This window comes from Methylobacterium sp. ap11 (assembly GCF_900110515.1).
Classification (GTDB): domain Bacteria; phylum Pseudomonadota; class Alphaproteobacteria; order Rhizobiales; family Beijerinckiaceae; genus Methylobacterium; species Methylobacterium ajmalii.
On the sequence record NZ_FOEB01000004.1, the window covers coordinates 211384 to 232712 of the forward strand.

Sequence of the window (21329 nt, forward strand, 5' to 3'; positions counted from 1 at the left end):
CGGCCTAGAGGGTGCGCAGGAAGCCGGCGAAGCGCATCAGCCCCTCCGGCCAGGGCCCGTGCCCGCTCTCGCCGTTGAGGTGGCCGGACTCGCCGGCATCGACCAGCTCCGCTCCCCAATCCGCCGCGAACGCGCCCGCGCGGTCGTAGGCGGTGTAGGGGTCGGTCCGGCTCGCGACCAGCACCGAGGTGAAGGGCAGGGGCTCGCGCGGGATCGGCGCGAAGTGGCGCAGGACCGCCGGCGTGTCCGGCCGCTCGATGTCGGGCAGCGCCACCAGGAAGGCGCCAGCGACCGCGCCCCGGGGAAGGTATGGCGCCGCCTGAACGCAGGCGATCACCCCGAGGCTGTGGGCGACCAGCACCACGGGCCGGCTCGCCGCCTGCACGGCCGCGATCACGGCGTCGCGCCAGGCGTCCGGCTCGGGATGGTCCCAGCTCGCCTGGTCCACCCGGCGGGCGGTCGAGAGCCGCTCCTGCCAGCGGCTCTGCCAGTGGTCGGGCCCGGAATTGGTGTAGCCCGGGACGACGAGGATGTCGCAATCGGCCGATTTCATGCCGCACCGTTACAGGCACGGCGCCCCAGCGTCGAGACCATCCCTGCCCGCCCGCCCTACTCGGCCGCCAGGGCCGGCACGGCCGGCGCGGTGCCGAGGAGGATCGGGCCGACCTGCAGCGCCAGCCCGGTCGAGGCGAGGTTCTTGTGCTTGGCCTCGACCTCGATGTCGCACCAGGCGAGGTGGCGGGCGATGTGGTCGTTGAGCGCCCGGTTCCACATCAGGTCGGAATGGGCGGCGAGGTCCCGGCCCTTGAGGCCGGCCTCGGTCAGGGCCGCGAAGTCGGGCAGCGCGTCGGGGTCGTGGCCCGGCAGCACGTCCTCGCGCGAGACGCTGACATGGCCGACCGGGCGCACCCCGCGCCAGGAGTCGATCACCCGGGCGATGCGCGGATCGTCCGGCTCGAGATAGCCGCCGCGGCTGTGGATCCAGTGGTGGTGCAGGTCGAGGACCACCGGCACCCGGTCGGCGAGGCGCAGCACCTCGTCGAGGCCGAAGGCGGATTCGTCGTTCTCGACCGTGACGAGGTCGCGGGCGACCTGCGAGACCCTGTCGAGATTCTCCCGGTACGCCTCGACGCCGGGATCGCGGGCGCCGACATGGATGTTGATGTGGGCGCCGTGCGGGTGCCAGCCGCCGCCATAGCCCATCATCGCCATCACCTCGGCGTGGTAGTCGAGCTCGGCGATGCCGTTCGCGAGCGCCGCAGGGTTGCGGCTGGCCAGGATGCAGAACGGGCCCGGATGCATGCTGAGCCGCACCCCGCCGGCCCGCGCCGCCTCGCCCACCGCCGCGAGGCCGTCCTCGATCGTGCGGCGAAACTCCGGGTCGGCGTAGAGGTCGCGCACCTCCGGGTGGGTGTAGCCCGGCAGGATCGAACTCGCGAGGCGCAGAAGCCGCTCCAGCGGCGGCCTGTCCGCCACCCAGGCGACCTGGCGTCCCATCGCCGCGAGGTTGTGGGTCACCACCGCGACGAGCTTCTCGCGGGCGGCCGTCGGGGCGAGCCGGCGCAGATGCGCGATCGTCACCGTGGTGACGTTCATCACCAGCGCGGCGTCCTTGGCGGCCTTCAGCGTCTTGTGCCGACCGGGCTCCTCGTCCGGGATGAACTTGCAGCAGAAGCCGAGGCGGGGCCCGGAATCGGGGGAGGGACCGGAATCGGGGGAGGGGGCGGCGGAGGTCATTGCCGACAACGCGGCGCCTGCCGCCGCGGGTCCCGGAATACCGCCGGGAAGTACGGAAGGCGGACATGAAAAAGCCGGCCCCGAAGGACCGGCCGATTTCTACGGAGAACCTCGTCCGGCTCGCGCTCCCGGTCGAACCCGCTGCATCGTCCCGGACCGCGGAGGGCCCGGGACGATGCAGCCGAGTTGGACGGTCAGTGCGTCTGCCGGCCCGGCTCGGAGGTGCCCGCAGGGGCCTCTCCGGATTGGTTCTGGCCGGGCTGGTTCTGACCAGGTTGGTTCTTGCGCAGTTCGTCCGAGGCGGCGTGGGCGGCCGCGACGGCGGCGTCCTGGGCCTGGTCGAGGGCGGTCTCGACGAATTGCCGGCCGCGCTCGGTCGCCTCGTGGGCGTAGCGCAGGCCCTGGTCGCGGACCTCGTCGGCCCAGGGACCGACCACCTTGTCCTCCTGGCGGGTGCGCGGCAGCAGCGCGCCGAGCAGCATGCCGGCGGCGAGGCCGACGACGCCGACGAGAACCGGGTTCTCGGTCACGAAGCGCTCGACGGTGTTCTGGCCCTGCGCCAGCCGGTCGCTGCCGCGGTCGCGCAGGTCGGCGTAGCGGCGCGAGCCGGTCTCGATCCGGTCGTTCGCCCAGTCGCGGGCGCGGTCGATCGTGTCGGAGCCGCGGCCGCCGACGGCGCCGTAGGTCCGGCTCGCCTCGGCATGCGCGCGGTCGACCGCGTCGCTGGCGCCGCGCTTCAGCCGGTCGGCCGCCGCGTCGGCCTTGGCGCGCAGCTGGTCGGCGGTCTCGCCGATGCGCTCGCCGATCGCCGAGACGGTCTCGCTCACGCGCTCGGACATGCCGGCGGCAGCGTCCTTGGCGGCCTCGCTGGCGTGGCGGGCGGCGTCGCCGGCCGAGTCCTGCGCGGCGTCGAGGTTGCGGCGCACGGTGTCGTGGTCCTGGTGCAGATTGCGCTCGGGACCGGTCGCGGGGGTGTGGGCCGACGGGGCGCCCGGATTGGCCGGGTTGATGGTGTGCTCTGCCATGACTCGGGTACTCCCTGGCAGGCGGGGGACGGGGAAGCCCGCGCCCGCTCCGGCCTGCAACGAAACGAGGATTCTATGAAACGGGCGCCAGCCCTCGGGGCCGGCGCCGGGATCACATCCGCAGGCTCTCGGCGACGCGGTCGGCGGCCGGGTGGGCGGTCGGGCGGTCGGGGTCGTAGACCCGGGCCGTTCCGGTGTTCAGGACCGGCACCGATTCGGCCCCGGCCATCGTGGCGTCGAGCTCACGGCGCCGCTCGGATTCCCGGGCGACGCGGTGGACGAGCCAGCCCACCCCGGCGACGATGAGCATGACCGGCACGGGGTTGCGCCGCACCGCGGCCAGCGCCCCGTCGTAGAGGCCGGCCATCGCCGGCGTCTGCCGCGCGGTGCCGAGCATCTCGTCGACGATGCTGGCCGGGGAGAGCCGGCCCTGGATCTGGTCGATCGTCCGGTCGAGGCGGGCGCGGGTCTGCTCGATGTCGTGCTCGAGGTCGTTGATCGACTGGCTCATCCCGACACCCTCTCGGACAGGACCCGGGCGTCCTGGCGTACCTGCCGCGTCGTGCGGGTCGGCGTCAGGGTCGACAGGGACATGGCGCTGCGGCCCCACAGGGCGAGACCGATGGCGACGGCGAGGAACGCCGCCCCGACGATCAGCGCGGCGAGCGCCTCGGAGTGAACCACCGTGGCGAGCCACTTCACCAGGGCGTCGGTGAGCACCAGGAGGGCGACGACGGCGAAGACCGCCGCCCCCACCATCATGCCGAGCCCGAGGAACAGCGACCTCAGGTTGTTCGACATCTCGGTGCGGAAGAGGGCGATCTCCTTGCGGGCGAGATCGGTCGTCTCCCGCAGGGCGTCGCCGAGCAGCCCCTGGATGCTCCCGGGGGCGCCGGTGCCCCCGAGGGGGCGGTTGTCGGTCATGGGGTCGGCCATGGCGGCGCCTCCGTCAGGCCGAGTAGCGCGGGCCGGACGCGCCGGTGCGGTAGGGATCGGGCCGGGCGGTCTCCGGCTCGCTGTGGGCGCCCGGCACCTCGCGGGCGCCGTAGGACGGCGCGCGGTAGGACGACGACCCGGCGCCGTAGCCCTCGCGGGAGGAATCGCGACGGGTTTCGGACCCGCGCCCGAAGGCCTCTCGGCCGTCGAGGACGTGGGCGGGATGGGCCGAGGAGCGGATGAAGCGGGCGGCCAGGAACCCGGTCAGGAAGGTCGCCACCGCGACGGCGGCCGGACGGCGGCGGGCCACCGACTCGATCTCGCTGTAGAAATCCTCAAAGCTGCGCTCGCGGATCGAGCCCGAGAGCTGCTCGAGGCCTTCCGCCGCGCTGTCGAAGAACGCCTTCACGTTGGGCTGCTGGTCGAGCTTGCCGCCCGAGTCGCGCAGGGCCTGGGCGAGGTCGGAGACCGACTGGGCGGCGTCGCCCTTGCGGCGGTCGACGTAGCCGTGGACCTGCTCGCGGGCCGAGTCGACCAGGCTGAAGCCGCGCTCCATCGCGACGTCGCCGAGCTGGCGCACGTCCTGGCGCAGGTCGTTCCAATCCGCCGGCCGCTCGCCGGCGGCACCCCGGTCCTCGGCCCGGTGCTGTCCGTTATCGTAACCCGCGCTCATTGGGGGGAACTCCGTTCTTCCGCGGCACGGCATCCGGCCGCGCCGGCCGCCGCGCCGCACACATGCGACGTTATTGCGAGTAACAGCAGCCAAGGCGCCCGGTTCCGGTTCCGCCGCGAGCGGTCTTGCCTAAGCCTTGCCCCATGTGAATCGCGGCGGGATTCCTGTGGAGCGCCGGGCACAGCCGGTCCGGGTGTCGCACGGTCAGGATTCGCCTGGAGGGTTGACCAAACCTCGCGGATCGCGCTTGCTCACCGCGCGTTTTCTCCGTCGGGGGCGGATGGACGCGGCGACGTTCCCGCCCCACAAGGTCCGTGCAGCCGGAGTCCATACCCGCCGTGTCACGCCTCATCATCGTGTCGAATCGCGTCGCCGTCCCGGATGCGGGATCCAAGGCGGTCGCGGCCGGCGGGCTTGCCGTCGCCCTCAAGGAGGCCTTCACGGCCTACAAGGGGCTGTGGTTCGGCTGGAGCGGCAAGATCACCGACAACCCGTCCTCCGAGCCGGTGATCGCCGACCGGGGCCGGGTGCAATACGCGGTGATGGACCTCTCGCCCCAGGACCACCGCGAGTACTACAGTGGCTTCGCCAACCGGGCGCTCTGGCCGATCATGCATTACCGCCTCGGCCTGGCGGCGTTCTCCCGGGCCGACTACGCCGGCTACCAGCGCGTCAACCGGATCTTCGCCCAGGCGCTCGCCGGGCTGATCGAGCCGGGCGACCTGATCTGGGTCCACGACTACCACCTGATCCCGCTCGCCTCGGAGCTCAGGGGTCTGGGCGTCTCGAACCCGATCGGCTACTTCCACCACATCCCGTGGCCGTCGGGCGAGGTGTTCAACACCCTGCCGGCCTCGACCGAGCTCCTGCGCGCCGTCTCCGACTACGACCTGATCGGTCTCCAGACCGACAGCGACGTGCACAACCTCTCGCGCAACCTCGTCGACGAATTGCGGGCGATCCCGCTCGGCGGCGGCTCGCTGATGGTCGACGGGCGCCGCACCCGCATCCGCAGCTTCCCGATCGGCATCGACGTCGACGGCTTCCGCCAGGCCGCCGAGCGCGCCGGCATGAACCGCACCGTGCGCGACACGGTGGCGGGCCTGCGCACCCGCAAGCTCCTCATCGGCGTCGACCGGCTCGACTACTCGAAGGGCGTGCCCGAGCGGATGGAGGCGGTGGAGCGCTTCTTCGCCTCCAACCCCGACCAGCGCGGCAACGTCGTCTTCCTGCAGATCGCCCCGAAGTCGCGCACCGAGGTGCCGGAATACGAGCAGCTCAGCCGCGACGTGAACGAGGTTCTGGGCAATATCAACGGGTCGCTCGGCGAGCCGTCCTGGACCCCGATCCAGTACGTCACCAAGGCCTATCCCCGCGCGGTGCTGGCGGGGCTCTACCGCGCGGCGCGGGTCGGCGTGGTGACCCCGATGCGCGACGGCATGAACCTCGTCGCCAAGGAATACGTCGCCGCCCAGAGCGAGGACGATCCGGGCGTGCTGGTGCTGTCGAAGTTCGCCGGCGCCGCCCGCCAGATGCCCGAGGCGCTGCTGGTCAACCCCTACGACCGGTTCGAGGTGGCGGAGGCGATCCGCGCCGCCCTCTACATGCCCAAGGCCGAGCGGGTCGAGCGCTGGAAGCCGATGTTCGAGCGCATGGCGCGCGAGGACGTGGATTGGTGGGCCCGCAGCTACCTCGGCGAACTCGAAGGCTTCCGCACCGTCGAGCGCGAGCCGCCGGCGGAGGCGGAGGCGCGGTAGGAGCGTCCCCGGAAAAAGGAGACGGGACCTCTCGTCCCCCGGCGGGCCGGGAGGAGGGAGCCCGCTCACGTCCTTGCACGCGGGGCCGTCGCTTCGGCGAAGCCTGGCCGCACGGCTCCGCTCGGGTCCTTCGGCCTCACGCCACCCCCGGCAGGCATCCCTCCGCCACCCGCCAGTCCCGCATCTCGACCGTGGTCCCGGCCGGGCCTGCCAGCATCAGGCCGATCGTGGCCTCGCTCTGGCGCTTGCGGGTGCGGGTGGCGGCGTAGACCGTCTGCCAGGTGCCGCGGCGGGCGGGATCGGCGTCGCGGCGGGCGTGCAGCGCCCCGTCCGCGATCGTGACGGCGGCGCGGGTACCCGAAAAGTCCTCGGGCAGCCGGATCTCCGCCGAGACGACGTGGAGGCGGTTCGGCCGCAGGCCGGCGACCGGGTGCTCACCGAGAAGCGTGCCGGGCGCCGGCGCGGCGGTGGGCAGGACGTGGCGGGTCTCCTCGGGTGCCGAGAAGACCGGCGGGCCGGACGGCGCGAGCGGCGGGGCCTCGACGAGGCTGTGGCGCAGCGCGTAGGCCCGACCGCAGACCGCGAGCCAGCCGGCGAGGTCGGCATCGGTCGCCGCCGCGTAGGGGGCGAAATGCGGCAGCGTACCCTGCATCAGCCCCTCGCCGCGCCAGACGACGCGGCCGGGCCCGATCCCGCCATCCTCCGGACCGGCCGCGCAGACCCGCAGCAGCGTCGCCGGGCCGATCGCCCGCAGGGCGGCGAGCAGGCGCCGCACCGCGGCCTCGCTCTCCCCCGGCGGGCCCTTCCGGACCAGGATCTTGTCGCCCGCCGCGAGGTCGGCGAGCAGGCGCTCCTTCAGGTAGGCGACCCGGCGGATCTCGCGGTCGAGGATGGCGGCCGGCGCCGTGCGGGGCGCCGTGTCGCCGGTATGATAGGCGAAGCCGTAACGGCGGCTGTGGCAGAAGAGGTAGCCGCCGGCCCCGACCCGAACCTCGATGTCGTCGGGCCCGCCATAGTGCGAGAACCGGGTCTCGACCGCGTGGGTGAGGTCGGCGACCGGCGCCGAGGAGAGGCGGAAGAGCCCGAGCGGATCGATGCCCGCGTAGCGCTGGGCGATGCCGAACTCGCAATTGTCGCCCAGGCTCTCGAAGGTGCCGAGGAGCGCCGCCGCGGTGAGGCCGGCCGGCGTCGGAGAGGCCTGGCGAAACAGCGAGATCATGCGGCCGTGCCGGAGCGGGCCGCCGCGCCGCCCTTGGCCGGGAACGCCTCCGGCGCGCCCTCCGCCGCCAGCACCTTGCCGGGGTTGAGCAGGCCATGCGGGTCGAGGGCGCCCTTGAGGCGGCGCATCAGGTCGAGGGCGACCGGGTCCTTGTAGCGGGGCAGCTCGTCGCGCTTGATCAGGCCGACGCCGTGCTCGGCGGCGATCGAGCCGTCCATGGCGTGCACGATGTCGTGGACGATGCGGTTGAAGCGCGGCCACTCGGAGAGGAAGGCGGCCTTCTCGGCCCCGACCGGCTGGGTCAGGTTGAAGTGGATGTTGCCGTCGCCGAAATGGCCGAAGGGGCAGACCCGCACCCCCGGCATCGCCGCCTCGCAGGCCTCGGTCGCCCGCTCCAGGAACTCTGCCACCCGGGAGACCGGCACCGAGACGTCGTGCTTGATCGAGCCGCCCTCGTGGCCCTGCATCTCCGACAGGCTCTCGCGCAGGCGCCACAGGGCCGCCGCTTGCGCCTCGCTCCGGGCCAGGGTCGCGTCCGCGACGAGACCGGATTCGATCAGCTCGCCCAAGCGCGCCTCCAGTTCCTCGTCGGCGTCGGGGGCCGGCGAGGAGACCTCGACGAGGGCGTAGGACGGGTGGTCGCCCTCGAGCGGCCGTACGGCACCGGGCAGGTGGCGCAGGACCACCTCGAGGGGGAAGCGCGGCACGTACTCGAACGCGGTGAGGCGGGGCCCGAGCCGGGCGCGCAGGGCCCCGAAGGCGTCGAGCGCCGCGCGGGCCGAGGCGAGGCCCAGGAAGGCGGTCGCCTTCGAGGCGGGCTTGGGGTGCAGCCGCAGCACGGCGGCGGTGATGATGCCGAGCGTCCCCTCCGAGCCGACGAAGAGGTTCTTGAGGTCGTAGCCGGAATTGTCCTTGCGCAGGGCGCGCAGGCCGTTCCAGACCTGCCCGTCGGCCAGCACCACCTCGAGCCCGAGCGTCAGCTCGCGGGCGTTGCCGTAGGCGAGCACCGCGGTGCCGCCGGCATTGGTGGCGAGGTTGCCGCCGATGCGGCACGAGCCCTCGGAGGCGAGCGAGAGCGGAAACAGCATCCCGGCCGCGTCGGCCGCAGCCTGGACGTTGGCGAGGACGCAGCCGGCCTCGACCGTGATGGTGGCGTCGAGCGGGTCGATCGCCCGCACCCGGTCGAGCCGGGCGAGCGAGATCACCACGCCGCCGAACGGCACGCCGCCGCCGACGAGTCCGGTATTGCCGCCCTGGGCCACGACCGGCACCCGCGCCTCGGCGCAGGCCCGGACCGCGAAGGCGACCTCCGCGGTGTCGCGCGGGCGCAGGACCGCGAGCGCTTCGCCGCGATAGAGGCCGCGGGTCTCGGCGAGGTGGGGGGCGACGTCGGTCGCGTCGGTGAGGACGTGCGGGGGCCCGAGGCGGGCCGCCAGGGTGGCGATGAGGCTGTGGGTCACGGGGGGCGCATCACGAAGGAGGGGGTTGCGGCGGGGCGGGATGGCGCACCACGGAACCACTCTCTAGATAACGGTCGGCCGGCGCTTTTTCCAAGATGCGCGGCCCATCGCGAAACTTCGCCCGAGACAGCAGCCCCATGCTCTCCGTGATCCCGAACCCGGCGCGCACCGCGCTCCCGATCCAAGGCACCGACGACCTGTTTCCCGTGCGCCGGGTCTACTGCGTCGGGCGCAACTTCGCCGCCCATGCCCGGGAGATGGGCGCCGACCCGACCCGCGAGCCGCCGTTCTTCTTCATGAAACCCGCCGACGCCCTCCAGGTGGTGCCGGACGGCGAGACGGTCGAGCACCCCTATCCGCCCAAGACCGAGAACTACCACCACGAGGTCGAGCTGGTGGTGGCGATCGCCAAGGGCGGGCGCGACATCCCGGTGGAGGAAGCCCTCGACCACGTCTACGGCTACGGCGTCGGCCTCGACATGACCCGGCGCGACCTCCAGGACGACGCCAAGGCCCTGCGCCGCTCCTGGGAGCTCGGCAAGGCCTCGGACCTCTCGGGGCCCGTCGGCACCCTGAAGCCGGCCTCGGTCATCGGGCATCCGGCCAGGGGCGCCATCACCCTGTCGGTCGACGGCGCGGTGCGCCAGAAGGGCGACCTCTCCGACATGATCTGGTCGGTGGCCGAGCAGATCGCCTACCTGTCGACCTACTTCGCGCTCGAGCCCGGCGACGTGATCTTCGCCGGCACGCCGGAGGGCGTCGGCGCGGTCACCCGCGGCCAGACCATGGTCGGGGCGATCGAGGGCGTCGGCGAGATCCGCCTGACCGTCGTCTAGGACAGGGACATTCCGGGATGACGCGCCGACAGGCCCTGATGATGCGGGCCGCCCACCTCGTCTGGCGCGTCACCCGGGGGATGACCCTCGGCGTGCGCGGGGCTGCGATCGACGCGCAGAACCGCGTCTGCCTCGTGCGCCACACCTACATGCCCGGCTGGCACCTGCCGGGGGGCGGCATCGAGCCGGGCGAGACGGCCCTCGACGCCGTGACCCGGGAATTCCGCGAGGAGACCGGCATCGTCCTCGATCCGGGCACGCCGCCGATCCTGCACGGCTTCTACCTCAACCGGATCGGCGCGGGGCGCGACCACGTCGCGCTCTACGTCGCCCGTGCCTTCACGGTGCCGGAGCCCAAGCGCCCCGACCGCGAGATCGCCGAGAGCGGCTTCTTCCCCCTCGACGCCCTGCCGCCGGAGACCACTACGGCGACCCGGGCGCGCCTCGCCGAGATCCGCGACGGCCTGCCGCCGGCCTCGACCTGGTAGGGAAGGGGCTGCCGGGAGGACACCGCGGAGCCGGCTCCGCAACCTCTTGCGCTCCCCGGCGGAATGGTGTTTATGCCGCTCATCGGCGCCGCCACGGTGACGCCGACGGAAAACAGCGAGCGGGTGTAGCTCAGGGGTAGAGCACAACCTTGCCAAGGTTGGGGTCGAGGGTTCGAATCCCTTCGCCCGCTCCAGTTTTTCCACGAGGCCGAACGAGTTTGGGCGGGTGTAGCTCAGGGGTAGAGCACAACCTTGCCAAGGTTGGGGTCGAGGGTTCGAATCCCTTCGCCCGCTCCATTTCAGTGCAAATTTTCGTTGAAGATACGCCGCCGGCGTCAGCATTCTCGGCGCCCTACCGAACTCGGCATGACCGCCGTCGACCGACGCATCGCTCCTGCGCGAAGCCGAGCTTGTGCACCCTGCCCGACATAGTCACATTACATGCCCTGATCGGGAGAGCGACCGTGAGTGATCCTTGCAAGCCGGCGCGCCAGAATGTGCGGGCCGCCCGCGATCCGCAGGGCATCGCCCGTTTCGAGGTACGTGGGCGCGATGCGGATCGCGACCTCATCCGGACTTTGGCGCGGCGACTGGCCGAGGACGGGCCGGAGGCCGAACGACTGCGCGCGCTCGTCGATCGTGCGATCACGCAGGAGCGGTCGAAGCGCGGCGGAATCCTCGCGGCGCTGCGCCGGTCCCCGCTCGTCGGTGCCGATCTCGATCTCGATCGGCCACGCGAAGAGGGGCGGATCGTCGACCTGTGATCCGCTACCTGCTCGACACCAACATCATCAGCAACCTCGTCAAGCCGACCCCGTCCGCAAGCCTGCTCACCTGGATGGCCACGCAGCACGACGACGACCTTTTCATCGCCTCGATGACGATTGCCGAAATCCAGCGCGGCATCCTCGAGAAGCCGCCAGGTCGGAAGCGCGACGCCCTCGCCCAATGGTTCGCCGGTGCGGAAGGACCGTGGGCATTGTTTGCGGGCCGCATCCTGCCCTTCGACGCGAGAGCGGGGTTGATATGGGCGCGCATGATGGCAGACGGCAAGACTGCCGGACGGCCGCGCAGTGCACTCGACACCATCATTGCCGCTGTCGCCGAAGCGAATGGGTGTGTCGTCGTCACCGATAACGAGAGGGATTTCGCCGGGCTCGCCATCCTGAACCCGGTCCGGGTTGTGAGCCATTGACGACTCGGGCGCCCCGCCGGCCGCGGCCGGCGGGACTTGCGGCGATGGTCAGAGCGACGCGAGCAGCGTCTCGGCCCCCGACAGGTCGGCCTTCGACGGCGCATCCTCGACGTTGAGCACCCGCACCACGCCGTCCTCGACCAGCATGGCGTAGCGCTTCGAGCGGATGCCGAGGCCGAAGCCGGTGCCGTCCATGTCGAGGCCGATCGCCTTGGCGAAGTCGCCGTTGCCGTCGGCCAGGAACTCGATGCCCTCGGCGCCGGCCGCCTTCGACCAGGCCTCCAGCACGAACACGTCGTTGACCGAGGTCACCGCAATCGCGTCGATGCCGCGGGCCAGGATCTCGTCGCGCCGGGTGACGTAGCCGGGGAGGTGGTTGCGGTGGCAGGTCGGCGTGAAGGCGCCCGGCACCGCGACCAGCACCACCCGGCGGCCCTTGAACACGTCGTCGGTGGTCTTCGGCGCCGGGCCCTCGGGGCCCATGACCCGGAAGGTCGCCTGCGGCAGGTGATCGCCGACCTGGATCGTCATCGTGGGTCTCCTGGAACCATTCCGGGCCGGCCCCGCCGGGGCCTCGAGCCCGGCCGGGGTCTAGCGCGGCCGTCCGGGGGAGTCGAGGCGGGCCGCGGCAAGCGGTACGGGAGCCGCCGGGCGCCGGTGCGCGTTCACCCCCGGCGGCGGGCTATGGACAACGCCGGAGCGGGGGGTAGCATGGACGCCATGCGCAGCAGATTTCCTCAGGACCTTCTCTCCCAGGATCCTTCGCAGGATCCCGCCGACGGGGCGAACGGTCCGCACGTCGAGGGCGCGGACGCCTCGCCCCGCGGCGCGCCGAGCTACCTCGACGGGCAGCTCCTCGTCGCGATGCCTGGCATGGCCGACGAGCGGTTCTCGCGCTCGGTCATCTATCTCTGCGCGCATTCCGCCGAAGGGGCGATGGGGATCATCGTCAACAAGCCGGCCTCCGACCTCAACATGCCGGACCTGCTGGTGCAGCTCGACATCATCGGGAAGGACGACGCCATCCGGCTGCCCCACCGCATCGGCCACATGCCGGTGCTGATGGGCGGCCCGGTCGAGTCGAGCCGGGGCTTCGTGCTGCACTCGCCCGATTTCCACATCGAGCAGTCGACCCTGCTGATCGACGACGGGATCTGCCTCACTGCGACGATCGAGATCCTGCGGGCGATCGCCGACGGCCGCGGCCCGGAGAGCGCCGTGCTGGCGCTGGGCTATGCCGGCTGGCAGGCCGGCCAGCTCGAGAGCGAGATCCAGGCCAATGGCTGGCTGCACTGCCCGGCCGATCCCGAGCTGATCTTCAACACCGCCCTCGAGACCAAGTACGACCGGGCGCTGCGCGGCATCGGCATCGAGCCGGCCATGCTGTCGGCCACCGCCGGCCACGCCTAGAGCAGCACCCGATCGCTTTGCTGTGCGGCATACGACACGGCCGGATGCGCATGCCGGGAGGCCGACGTTCCGTGACGGGCCAACCCCTTTCCCGGACGACTGCAGCGAAGCGGAAGGAGATCCGGGATCCAGCATGAGAAGTCGCGAAGCGTCTTTGTGTCTGCAACGGTGCAGCATGCAGAGCCGCTTCACGGCAAGTCCTTGCGCTGGATCCCGGATCTCCTTCCGCTGACGCTTCAGTCGTCCGGGAAAAGGGGATGGCTTACGACCGGTCGAGGACCTGGCGTACCGTATCCATCAGCGTCGTGTCTTGTGGATTTACAACCGGGCGCTGCTTTAGGCCGTTAATTCGGTCATCAGGGCCCCAGCGCGCTACTGGTCCTGCGCGCCGGCCTCGAAGCCCGGGTTCGTCCCCTCCACCGCCGGGGCGGGGCGCTTGCGGGCCGCCGGGCGCGGGGCGGCGCTCGCGGTCGGGGCGGCGCCCGACAGGCCGAGGCGGGTGGCGAGGGACAGGGCTCGGGCCTCGGAGAAGCGCAGGTGGCAGAAGCCGTGCGCGCCCTCGCGCATGTAGGCGCGGCACATCTGCTCCCGGTCGGCCGAGAAGGCGGCCTGCTCGGTCACGATCGGCCGCACGTCCTCGCGCCGGGCGCGCTGGGTCATCACCTTGTAGTTCTCGCGCACCGCCTTGTCGGCGACGCCGCGGGCCGAATCGAATTCCTGCGCCCGCGGCAGCAGGGCGGCGGCGCCCGGTCCCCACAGGCCCTTCGGCGTCGTGGCGCAGTCGGACGCCGTGAAGACGCAGGATTCGGCCTCGGCGAGCGGCGTCACCATCACGCTGCCCTCGAGGATCTCGAACCGCAGCGGGCAGGCCGGGCCGGCGGAGGCGAGCTGCGTCACGCCGTTGGGCTTGCCCTGGTCGGCGAGGGTCAGGGGCTGGCCGTCGCCGAGGGCGACCTTGCAGGACTCGGTCGGCTGCGAGACCTTGGTGCCGGCGAGCGTCACCCGGGCGGTGTAGCCGGCGCCGGCGCGATCGAGGCGCAGGGAGCCGGCATTGCCGTTCTGTTGCAGGTCCTGGCCGAGCACCGCATCGTCGTTGGGGATCTTCAGCACCACGGGCTTGGGCGGCGCGGGCGGCGCGGGGGCCGGCCGGGGGGCGGCCTCGGGGGGCGCCTCGCCCGGCTCCAGGGGCCCGCGGCCGCCCGGCACCGCGGCCGGGGGCACCGGCGGGCGGGCGGCGCGGCCGATGCCGAACAGTTCCTCGAGGAACGACTGGGCCGAGGCCGGGGCCGGCGCCACCATCAGGACCGCCGCGAGGGGCAGGGCCGCCAGAGCGGGCAGGGCCACCGGGCGGAGGAAGGGGCGAACGGGCTGCATCAGGCTCCAGGCACAGGTACGCGGCACGGCGACGGACGTTCCGCAGGGTCCTAGCATGCGGTCCGTGGCACGGGCGTGGCAAGCCCGCAACATTGTCGTGGCGGCTTGACCGCAGGCCCGGGGGGACGCGGCGCCGCGAGACGCGGGACCGGGCCGGTCCGGACGGCCGGATTCGCGCCGCCGCGAACGGCGTGCGCCGACCGGGTCTTTCGCCTCGCCGGCTCGCCTTGCGGGCCCGAAATCCCCTTCTTATATCGGGCTCGGCGCGGGAACGCCCCCGCTCGCCGGCCTCCGGCGAGGCGCGGTCCGGTCCGGCCCGCCCAGGCTCAACCCATTCGAGCTCAAACCATTCGACAAGTACCGCCATGGGCCGAGCTGCTTCGGGGCTCGGCGGTCTGCTTAAAAAACACCAACGAGGGATCCCACCATGGGTAAAGTCATCGGCATCGACCTTGGCACCACCAACAGCTGCGTGGCCGTGATGGAAGGCACGCAGCCCAAGGTCATCGAGAACGCGGAAGGCGCGCGCACCACCCCGTCGATCGTCGCCTTCACGGACGACGGCGAGCGGCTCGTCGGCCAGCCGGCCAAGCGCCAGGCGGTCACGAACCCCGAGCGCACCTTCTTCGCCATCAAGCGCCTCATCGGTCGGACCTACGACGACCCGATGACGCAGAAGGACAAGGGGCTCGTCCCCTACAAGATCGCCCGCTCGAACGGCGGCGACGCCTGGGTCGAGGCGGACGGCAAGCCCTACTCGCCGTCGCAGATCTCCGCCTTCACCCTGCAGAAGATGAAGGAGACCGCAGAGGCCCATCTCGGCCAGCCGGTCACCCAGGCGGTCATCACCGTCCCGGCCTACTTCAACGACGCCCAGCGCCAGGCGACCAAGGATGCCGGCAAGATCGCCGGCCTCGAGGTGCTGCGCATCATCAACGAGCCGACCGCGGCGGCGCTCGCCTACGGCCTCGACAAGAAGAAGGCCGGCCTGATCGCGGTCTACGACCTCGGCGGCGGCACCTTCGACGTCTCGATCCTCGAGATCGGCGACGGCGTGTTCGAGGTGAAATCCACGAACGGCGATACGTTCCTGGGCGGCGAGGATTTCGACAACCGCATCGTCGAGTACCTGGCGGCCGAGTTCAAGCGTGAGCAGGGCATCGACCTGACCAAGGACAAGCTCGCCCTCCAGCGCCTCAAGGAGGCCGCCGAGAAGGCGAAGATCGAGCTGTCCTCGGCGACCCAGACCGAGATCAACCTGCCCTACATCACCGCCGACGCGAGCGGCCCGAAGCACCTGGCGCTGAAGCTCAGCCGCGCCAAGTACGAGTCGCTGGTCGACGACCTGGTGCAGCGCACGATCGAGCCCTGCCGCAAGGCGCTCAAGGACGCGGGCGTCTCGGCGGCCGAGATCGACGAGGTGGTGCTGGTCGGCGGCATGACCCGCATGCCGAAGGTCCAGGAGCAGGTGAAGACCTTCTTCGGCAAGGAGCCCCACAAGGGCGTCAACCCGGACGAGGTCGTGGCGATCGGCGCCGCGGTGCAGGCCGGAGTGCTCCAGGGCGACGTCAAGGACGTGCTGCTCCTCGACGTCACCCCGCTGTCGCTCGGCATCGAGACGCTGGGCGGCGTGTTCACCCGGCTCATCGACCGCAACACCACCATCCCGACCAAGAAGTCGCAGGTGTTCTCGACGGCCGAGGACAACCAGAACGCGGTCACCATCCGGGTCTTCCAGGGTGAGCGCGAGATGGCGGCCGACAACAAGCTGCTCGGCCAGTTCGACCTCGTCGGCATCCCGCCGGCTCCGCGCGGCCTGCCGCAGATCGAGGTGACCTTCGACATCGACGCCAACGGCATCGTCAACGTGACGGCCAAGGACAAGGCGACGGGCAAGGAGCACCAGATCCGCATCCAGGCCTCGGGCGGCCTGTCCGACGCCGACATCCAGCGCATGGTGCAGGAGGCGGAGGCCAACGCGGCCGACGACAAGAAGCGCCGCGAGCTGGTCGAGGTGAAGAACCAGGGCGAGAGCCTGATCCACGCCACCGAGAAGTCGGTGACCGAGCACGGCGACAAGGTCCCGGCCTCCGACAAGGCCGCGATCACCACCGCCATCGACGCCCTGCGCCAGTCGCTCGCCGGCGAGGACGTCGAGCAGATCAAGGCCCGCACCACCGACCTGATGCAGGCCTCGATGAAGCTCGGCGAGGCGATGTACGCCGCGAGCCAGGCCGCTCCGGACGCCGCTGCCGGCGCCGCCCCGGGCGGAGAGGCCAAGAAGGACGACGTCATCGACGCCGACTTCCAGGAGGTCGACGACAAGGACCAGAAGAAGCGGGCGTAAAACACGCCTTGAGGTTGCCGCACGGATCTGAGATCCGTGCGGTCCAGTGATCTGCGATGCGACCCGGTCCTCGGCGCCGAAAACGGTGCCGGGGACCGGACGTGTATGGACGATGCCCGACGGGGTACGGCGGGGCCGGGGACAGGAATGTCGAAGCGCGACTACTACGAGGTGCTGGGCGTCGCCCGCACCGCGACCGAGGCCGAGATGAAGTCGGCCTTCCGCAAGCTGGCGATGGTCTACCACCCCGACCGCAACCCCGGCGACAAGGAGGCCGAGCTCAAGTTCAAGGAGCTCAACGAGGCCTACCAGTGCCTGTCCGACGGGCAGAAGCGCGCCGCCTACGACCGCTTCGGCCACGCCGCCTTCTCGCAGGGCGGCCAGGGCGGCCCCGGATTCGGCAACGAGTTCGGCGACTTCATGTCGGACATCTTCGACACGTTCTTCGGCGACGCCCGCGGCGGGGCCGGTCCGGGCGGACGCCCGGGGGCCGGGCCGGGCGGGCGGCCGGGCGGCGGCCGCGAGCGCGGCGCCGACCTGCGCTACAACCTGGAGATCAGCCTCGAGGAAGCCTTCACCGGCAAGACCGAGACGATCAAGATGCCGACCTCGGTCACCTGCGAGGTCTGCGCCGGCTCGGGCGCCAAGGCCGGCTCGAAGCCAAAGACCTGCCCGACCTGCGGCGGCTACGGCCGGGTGCGGGCGGCGCAAGGCTTCTTCGCCATCGAGCGCACCTGCCCGGCCTGCCACGGCCGCGGCGAGATCATCGAGGACCCGTGCACGGCCTGCGCCGGCGCCGGGCGCGTCACCCGCGAGCGCACGCTCTCGATCAACGTGCCGGCGGGCGTCGACGACGGCCTGCGCATTCGCCTGGCCGGCGAGGGCGAATCGGGCCTGCGCGGCGGACCGGCGGGGGACCTCTACATCTTCCTGTCGATCAAGCCGCACCCGTTCTTCCAGCGCGACGGGGCCGACCTGTTCTGCCGCGTGCCGATCTCGATGGTGACGGCGGCGCTCTCGGGCGAGATCACCGTGCCGGTGATCGACGGCTCGCATACCTCGGTCCGGGTCCCGGCCGGCACCCAGACCAACAAGCAGTTCCGCCTCAAGGGCAAGGGCATGCCGGTGCTGCGCGCCCGCGACGTCGGCGACCTCTACATCCAGGTCTTCGTCGAGACGCCGCAGAACCTCACCAAGCGCCAGCGCGAGCTGCTGCAGGAATTCGACACCCACGGCAACCAGGCCGACAACCACCCGGAGAGCGCCGGCTTCTTCTCGCGGGTGAAGGAGTTCTTCGACGGGCTGAGCGGGTCCGGCCGCGCCTGAGGCCGGGGTGCCGCGAACCGATGCAGCCGTTGCGCATTCACCCGCGCGAGCGGGATTGCGGGGTTCGCGGCGCTCGGGCGGGGGTGTCAGGCTTGACGGCGAGGCGCCTTTGAACGACAGCCGTTCATCAATCGACTTTTCGCGTGTTCAAGGGTCTTCGGTCTTGCCTTTGCCTCGCCGATCCAGGGCCAAAGCCATCGCGGTCTCCGGCTCGATGCCTCACCCGAGGTCGCCGAAGCGCGACATCCTCGAGGACGAGGCGCGGTTCCTGCGCTCCTGGTTCGAGCGGCCCCTGGTCACCGGTGCCGTGACGCCATCGGGCCGGATGCTGGCCCGCACCATGGCGTCCTACGTCGATCCGCGCCTGACCGGCCCGGTGATCGAGCTCGGGCCGGGCACCGGGCCGGTGACCGACGCGCTCGTGCGCCGCGGCATCGCCCAGGAGCGCCTGGTCCTGGTCGAGTACAACCCGGATTTCTGCAAGCTGCTGCGCCGGCGCTTCCCGAAGGCCACGGTGCTGCAGGGCGACGCCTACGACATCCGCGCCACCCTCGAGGGCGTCGTGGCGGAGCGGGCCTGCGCCACGATCTCGAGCCTACCGCTCTTCACCAAGCCCCTGGAGCAGCGCCTCGACCTGCTCACCGCGGCCCACGACCTGATGCACCCGGACGCGCCGTTCGTGCAGTTCACCTACGCGGTGGTGCCGCCGATCCCGGCCAAGTCCACCACCTACACGGCGAGCCGCTCCAACAAGGTCTGGCTCAACCTGCCGCCGGCCCGGGTGTGGGTGTACCGCCGGCCCTGACGGCGTCGCCGCGCGAACCGGGCCGACGGCGCCCGGCCATCGAGCCGGCGGCCCCATCGCCGAGGTCGCGGCGGGACCGAACGTCGGCGATCCTGCGCGACCCGCCCGCGCCTCACGGCTTCTCCCACTGCGCCTCGATGATCGTGTAAACCTTGTCGCTGAGGTTGATGTCCATCTCGACGAGGCCGATCGTGTTCTTCACCCGGCTCAGGGTCTCGGCCAGTTCGAGCACCGGCTCGGGCACCCGGCGCTCGGGTAGGGAGGGTCCCTCGAGCTTCAGCACGTCGGCGAGCATCGCCGTATAGGCGCCCCAGAAGTGCTGGTGGCCGATGACGTGGAAGCGCGACAGGGTGTCGATCGCCAGCGTCCAGTGCCCCGGCTTCATCGCCTCTCCCGGGACGGCGCAGGAGAGGTCGCGGGTCAGCGGGTTCTCGAGCCAGCTGTAGGTCTCCATGTCGATCCGGTCGAAGCCCTTGCGCAGGGCCGAGACGTTGCCGAGGTCGAGGCCGGCCGCGAAGGCGCAGGGGCCCTGGAGGTGGTCGACGCGCCATTGCTGGACCGGGTCCTTGCCGATCTCCGCCATCCGGCGCAGCCACAGGATGCGCTTGGCGAGCTCCACGTACGGATCGACCACCAGGATCGTCTTCACGTAGTCGCCGGCCTGGACCACGTCCTCGTAGCGCTTCATCAGCAGGCTGCCCTGCAGCAGCATCGAGTCGGCGTACTTGATGTCGATGACGCAGCGCAACAGGTCGAAGTGCATGTCGTGGATGCCGAAATACGACAAGGCGAATTCCGGGAAGAGCATGTCGCGGGCGTGGTTGTCCTGGCCGATCGTGTAGTCGAGGGCCAGCACGCGGGCCTGGCGGTAGGCCGCGCCGGCGCGGTGCCGGTAGAGCAGGATGTTGGTGTCGCCGTCGAAGATGTCGAACTGCGACGCCTGGTCGAGGCCGGGGCAGCTCTCGCCGTCGAGCTTGAAGCCGCAGATCCCGTGGGCGTGCCAGCCGAAATCCTTGAGCTGCGGGTAGTGGACCCAGGCCTCGATCACGGCCTCCCGCGTGCGGTCGAGGACCACGCGCAGGCGGGGGGTGCGGCGCATGTCGTCGGGCGCGATCCAGAGATCGAAGCTCGCCGGGCCGACGACGTTGAAGTTGAATCGCATGCCGCTTGCTAGGCCGAAGACCGCAGCGCGGCAAGAGAGTCGGGGACCGCGGGCGGGCGGGGCCGCTCGGCCGGCAGGGCGGCCCGCCGCCACGCGACGGTGGGCGAGGCGCCGGAGGCGCCGCGCCGCCCCTTGCGGCGGCGCGGCCGGCCGGTCTTGATGCGGGCATGTCCGACCTGTTCGCCTCCGCGGGCCTCGACCGCGACGCTCCCCGCCCCCTCGCCGACACCTTGCGGCCCACCGGCCTCGCCGAGGTGGTCGGGCAGGAGCACCTGACCGGGGAGGGGGGCGCGCTGACCCGGCTCCTGCGCGGCCGCAACCTCGGCTCGCTGATCCTGTGGGGGCCGCCCGGCACCGGCAAGACCACGGTGGCGCGGCTCTTGGCCGGCGAGACCGACCTGCATTTCGAGCAGATCTCGGCGATCTTCTCCGGTGTGGCCGAACTCAGGAAGGTGTTCGAGGCGGCCCGCGCCCGGCGGGCGGCGGGGCGCGGCACTCTGCTGTTCGTCGACGAGATCCACCGCTTCAACCGGGCCCAGCTCGACGCCTTCCTGCCGGTGGTCGAGGACGGCACCGTGACGCTGGTGGGCGCCACCACCGAGAACCCGTCCTTCGAGCTGAACGCCGCGCTCCTGTCGCGCGCCCGGGTGCTGGTCTTCCGCGCCCTCGACGAGGCGGCGATCGCCCGGCTCCTCGACCGGGCCGAGGCGGTGACCGGCCGCGCGCTGCCCCTCGCGCCCGAGGCCCGCGCCGTGCTGGTGCGGATGGCCGACGGCGACGGTCGGGCGGCGCTGACGCTTGCCGAGGAGGTCTGGCGCTCGGCGGGTCCCGACGAGATCCTGGATGCCGCCCTGCTGCAGGAGCTGATCCAGCGCCGCGCGCCGATCTACGACAAGGCGCAGGAGGGCCACTACAACCTGATCTCGGCGCTGCACAAGACGATCCGCGGCTCGGACCCGGACGCCGCCCTGTACTACCTCTGCCGGATGCTCGATGCCGGCGAGGACCGGCTGTTCATCGCCCGCCGGCTGGTGCGGATGGCGGTGGAGGATATCGGGCTCGCCGACCCGCAGGCCCTGGTGGTGGCCAACGCCGCCAAGGAGGCGTTCGACTTCCTGGGCTCGCCGGAGGGCGAGCTGGCCCTGGCGCAGGCCGCGATCTACCTCGCCACCGCGCCGAAATCGAACGCGGTCTACACCGCCTACAAGGCCGCGACCCGCACCGCCAAGGAGCACGGCTCGCTGCCGCCGCCCCGCACCATCCTCAACGCGCCGACCAAGATGATGCGCAAGCTCGGCTACGGCGAGGGCTACCGCTACGACCACGACGAGCCCGACGCCTTCTCGGGCCAGGATTACTGGCCCGAGCGCCTCGGCCGGCAGCGCTTCTACACCCCGACCGATCGCGGCTTCGAGCGCCGGGTGGCCGAGCGGCTGGACTGGTGGGAGGAGGCGCGCACCGCCCGGGCGCGCGGCGAGTAGGTGTGACGGTTTGGTGACGATCGCGCGCGAAACTGCCCGCGTCCGTTGACCGCAGGTCGTTCCTCGCCATGATGGTCGACGTCGCGTCACATCCGGGT

Annotated in this window: 21 protein-coding genes and 2 tRNA genes; 12 read left to right on the plus strand and 11 right to left on the minus strand. The window is 71.6% G+C overall.

Annotation, left to right across the window (positions count from 1 at the left end; all coding sequences use genetic code 11):
* Nucleotides 1–4: 4 nt before the first annotated feature.
* From BMX97_RS07590 to BMX97_RS07615, 6 genes are all read right to left on the minus strand, one after another.
* On the minus strand, nt 5–553 hold the full coding sequence (locus BMX97_RS07590) for an RBBP9/YdeN family alpha/beta hydrolase (RefSeq protein ID WP_091747554.1): 549 nt from the start codon (nt 551–553) through the stop codon (nt 5–7).
* 56 nt (nt 554–609) lie between these two features.
* On the minus strand, nt 610–1737 hold the full coding sequence (locus BMX97_RS07595) for an apurinic/apyrimidinic endonuclease family protein (protein ID WP_091747557.1): 1128 nt from the start codon (nt 1735–1737) through the stop codon (nt 610–612).
* Between the two features lie 194 nt (nt 1738–1931).
* On the minus strand, nt 1932–2762 hold the full coding sequence (locus tag BMX97_RS07600; protein WP_244538320.1) for a hypothetical protein: 831 nt from the start codon (nt 2760–2762) through the stop codon (nt 1932–1934).
* A 112-nt stretch (nt 2763–2874) separates the two neighbouring features.
* On the minus strand, nt 2875–3273 hold the full coding sequence (locus BMX97_RS07605) for a DUF3618 domain-containing protein (protein WP_060847982.1): 399 nt from the start codon (nt 3271–3273) through the stop codon (nt 2875–2877).
* A complete protein-coding gene (locus BMX97_RS07610) occupies nt 3270–3698 on the minus strand; it encodes a phage holin family protein (protein ID WP_244538321.1) in 429 nt (142 codons plus the stop codon). The genes BMX97_RS07605 and BMX97_RS07610 overlap by 4 nt, the downstream gene beginning before the upstream one ends.
* Nucleotides 3699–3711: 13 nt before the next feature.
* Nucleotides 3712–4371 carry a hypothetical protein gene (locus BMX97_RS07615; protein WP_348273116.1) on the minus strand — a complete coding sequence of 220 codons (660 nt, stop codon included), beginning with the start codon at nt 4369–4371 and terminating at the stop codon, nt 3712–3714.
* A gap of 338 nt (nt 4372–4709) precedes the next feature.
* Here BMX97_RS07615 and BMX97_RS07620 point away from each other — a divergent pair, with 338 nt between their 5' ends.
* A complete protein-coding gene (locus tag BMX97_RS07620) occupies nt 4710–6128 on the plus strand; it encodes an alpha,alpha-trehalose-phosphate synthase (UDP-forming) (protein ID WP_060847981.1) in 1419 nt (472 codons plus the stop codon).
* 136 nt (nt 6129–6264) lie between these two features.
* Here the strand turns inward: BMX97_RS07620 and BMX97_RS07625 are convergent, their stop codons facing one another.
* Both BMX97_RS07625 and BMX97_RS07630 read right to left on the minus strand, forming a co-directional pair.
* Complete coding sequence (locus BMX97_RS07625) at nt 6265–7347, minus strand: hypothetical protein (protein WP_091747559.1); 1083 nt, start codon at nt 7345–7347, stop codon at nt 6265–6267.
* Complete coding sequence (locus BMX97_RS07630; RefSeq protein ID WP_244538322.1) at nt 7344–8807, minus strand: FAD-binding oxidoreductase; 1464 nt, start codon at nt 8805–8807, stop codon at nt 7344–7346. The genes BMX97_RS07625 and BMX97_RS07630 overlap by 4 nt, the downstream gene beginning before the upstream one ends.
* Before the next feature lie 137 nt (nt 8808–8944).
* Between BMX97_RS07630 and BMX97_RS07635 the strand changes: the two genes are divergently transcribed.
* The 6 genes from BMX97_RS07635 to BMX97_RS07660 all read left to right on the plus strand — a co-directional run bounded on the left by BMX97_RS07635 (nt 8945) and on the right by BMX97_RS07660 (nt 11326).
* Complete coding sequence (locus BMX97_RS07635) at nt 8945–9643, plus strand: fumarylacetoacetate hydrolase family protein (protein ID WP_091747561.1); 699 nt, start codon at nt 8945–8947, stop codon at nt 9641–9643.
* A 17-nt stretch (nt 9644–9660) separates the two neighbouring features.
* Nucleotides 9661–10131, plus strand: a complete 471-nt coding sequence (locus BMX97_RS07640) for an NUDIX domain-containing protein (RefSeq protein WP_091747564.1) — start codon at nt 9661–9663, stop codon at nt 10129–10131.
* Nucleotides 10132–10250: 119 nt separating this feature from the next.
* Nucleotides 10251–10325 (plus strand) — tRNA-Gly (locus BMX97_RS07645).
* A 28-nt stretch (nt 10326–10353) separates the two neighbouring features.
* Nucleotides 10354–10428, plus strand: a tRNA-Gly gene (locus BMX97_RS07650).
* Between the two features lie 167 nt (nt 10429–10595).
* On the plus strand, nt 10596–10895 hold the full coding sequence (locus BMX97_RS07655; RefSeq protein WP_091747567.1) for a hypothetical protein: 300 nt from the start codon (nt 10596–10598) through the stop codon (nt 10893–10895).
* On the plus strand, nt 10892–11326 hold the full coding sequence (locus BMX97_RS07660; protein ID WP_091747571.1) for a type II toxin-antitoxin system VapC family toxin: 435 nt from the start codon (nt 10892–10894) through the stop codon (nt 11324–11326). Before BMX97_RS07655 ends, BMX97_RS07660 begins: the two co-directional genes overlap by 4 nt.
* A 48-nt stretch (nt 11327–11374) precedes the next feature.
* Here the strand turns inward: BMX97_RS07660 and BMX97_RS07665 are convergent, their stop codons facing one another.
* Entirely contained in the window at nt 11375–11857 is a 483-nt protein-coding gene (locus BMX97_RS07665; RefSeq protein ID WP_091747574.1) for a peroxiredoxin, read from the minus strand.
* A 180-nt stretch (nt 11858–12037) separates the two neighbouring features.
* Here BMX97_RS07665 and BMX97_RS07670 point away from each other — a divergent pair, with 180 nt between their 5' ends.
* A complete protein-coding gene (locus BMX97_RS07670) occupies nt 12038–12736 on the plus strand; it encodes a YqgE/AlgH family protein (RefSeq protein ID WP_280142789.1) in 699 nt (232 codons plus the stop codon).
* A 372-nt stretch (nt 12737–13108) separates the two neighbouring features.
* On the opposite strand, the gene BMX97_RS07675 is transcribed toward BMX97_RS07670, so the two are convergent.
* A complete protein-coding gene (locus BMX97_RS07675) occupies nt 13109–14110 on the minus strand; it encodes a hypothetical protein (protein ID WP_091747576.1) in 1002 nt (333 codons plus the stop codon).
* Between the two features lie 427 nt (nt 14111–14537).
* On the opposite strand from BMX97_RS07675, the gene dnaK reads away from it, so the two are divergent.
* The 3 genes from dnaK (at nt 14538) to BMX97_RS07690 (ending at nt 18588) form a co-directional block, all read left to right on the plus strand.
* Nucleotides 14538–16457: a molecular chaperone DnaK gene (dnaK, locus tag BMX97_RS07680; RefSeq protein ID WP_091747579.1), complete on the plus strand. Its 1920-nt coding sequence runs from the start codon at nt 14538–14540 to the stop codon at nt 16455–16457.
* 147 nt (nt 16458–16604) lie between these two features.
* Nucleotides 16605–17783, plus strand: coding sequence for a molecular chaperone DnaJ (gene dnaJ / locus BMX97_RS07685; protein ID WP_091747581.1), 1179 nt, complete (start codon nt 16605–16607; stop codon nt 17781–17783).
* A 214-nt stretch (nt 17784–17997) separates the two neighbouring features.
* Nucleotides 17998–18588 carry a class I SAM-dependent methyltransferase gene (locus BMX97_RS07690; protein WP_091747584.1) on the plus strand — a complete coding sequence of 197 codons (591 nt, stop codon included), beginning with the start codon at nt 17998–18000 and terminating at the stop codon, nt 18586–18588.
* Nucleotides 18589–18700: 112 nt separating this feature from the next.
* Here BMX97_RS07690 and BMX97_RS07695 read toward each other — a convergent pair whose 3' ends face one another.
* A complete protein-coding gene (locus tag BMX97_RS07695; protein WP_091747587.1) occupies nt 18701–19750 on the minus strand; it encodes a hypothetical protein in 1050 nt (349 codons plus the stop codon).
* 167 nt (nt 19751–19917) lie between these two features.
* Between BMX97_RS07695 and BMX97_RS07700 the strand changes: the two genes are divergently transcribed.
* Nucleotides 19918–21231 (plus strand): replication-associated recombination protein A, encoded by a 1314-nt coding sequence (locus BMX97_RS07700; protein WP_091747590.1) that lies wholly within the window; start codon nt 19918–19920, stop codon nt 21229–21231.
* Nucleotides 21232–21329: the final 98 nt, after the last annotated feature.

Excerpts from the sequence above, each read along its gene's own strand:
- BMX97_RS07590 (WP_091747554.1), bottom strand. The coding sequence starts at position 553 with ATGAAATCGGCCGATTGCGACATCCTCGTCGTCCCGGGCTACACCAAT.
- BMX97_RS07595 (WP_091747557.1), bottom strand. The coding sequence starts at position 1,737 with ATGACCTCCGCCGCCCCCTCCCCCGATTCCGGTCCCTCCCCCGATTCC.
- BMX97_RS07600 (WP_244538320.1), bottom strand. The coding sequence starts at position 2,762 with ATGGCAGAGCACACCATCAACCCGGCCAATCCGGGCGCCCCGTCGGCC.
- BMX97_RS07605 (WP_060847982.1), bottom strand. The coding sequence starts at position 3,273 with ATGAGCCAGTCGATCAACGACCTCGAGCACGACATCGAGCAGACCCGC.
- BMX97_RS07610 (WP_244538321.1), bottom strand. The coding sequence starts at position 3,698 with ATGGCCGACCCCATGACCGACAACCGCCCCCTCGGGGGCACCGGCGCC.
- BMX97_RS07615 (WP_348273116.1), bottom strand. The coding sequence starts at position 4,371 with ATGAGCGCGGGTTACGATAACGGACAGCACCGGGCCGAGGACCGGGGT.
- BMX97_RS07625 (WP_091747559.1), bottom strand. The coding sequence starts at position 7,347 with ATGATCTCGCTGTTTCGCCAGGCCTCTCCGACGCCGGCCGGCCTCACC.
- BMX97_RS07635 (WP_091747561.1), top strand. The coding sequence starts at position 8,945 with ATGCTCTCCGTGATCCCGAACCCGGCGCGCACCGCGCTCCCGATCCAA.
- BMX97_RS07640 (WP_091747564.1), top strand. The coding sequence starts at position 9,661 with ATGACGCGCCGACAGGCCCTGATGATGCGGGCCGCCCACCTCGTCTGG.
- BMX97_RS07665 (WP_091747574.1), bottom strand. The coding sequence starts at position 11,857 with ATGACGATCCAGGTCGGCGATCACCTGCCGCAGGCGACCTTCCGGGTC.
- BMX97_RS07670 (WP_280142789.1), top strand. The coding sequence starts at position 12,038 with ATGGACGCCATGCGCAGCAGATTTCCTCAGGACCTTCTCTCCCAGGAT.
- BMX97_RS07675 (WP_091747576.1), bottom strand. The coding sequence starts at position 14,110 with ATGCAGCCCGTTCGCCCCTTCCTCCGCCCGGTGGCCCTGCCCGCTCTG.
- dnaK (WP_091747579.1), top strand. The coding sequence starts at position 14,538 with ATGGGTAAAGTCATCGGCATCGACCTTGGCACCACCAACAGCTGCGTG.
- dnaJ (WP_091747581.1), top strand. The coding sequence starts at position 16,605 with ATGTCGAAGCGCGACTACTACGAGGTGCTGGGCGTCGCCCGCACCGCG.
- BMX97_RS07690 (WP_091747584.1), top strand. The coding sequence starts at position 17,998 with ATGCCTCACCCGAGGTCGCCGAAGCGCGACATCCTCGAGGACGAGGCG.
- BMX97_RS07695 (WP_091747587.1), bottom strand. The coding sequence starts at position 19,750 with ATGCGATTCAACTTCAACGTCGTCGGCCCGGCGAGCTTCGATCTCTGG.
- BMX97_RS07700 (WP_091747590.1), top strand. The coding sequence starts at position 19,918 with ATGTCCGACCTGTTCGCCTCCGCGGGCCTCGACCGCGACGCTCCCCGC.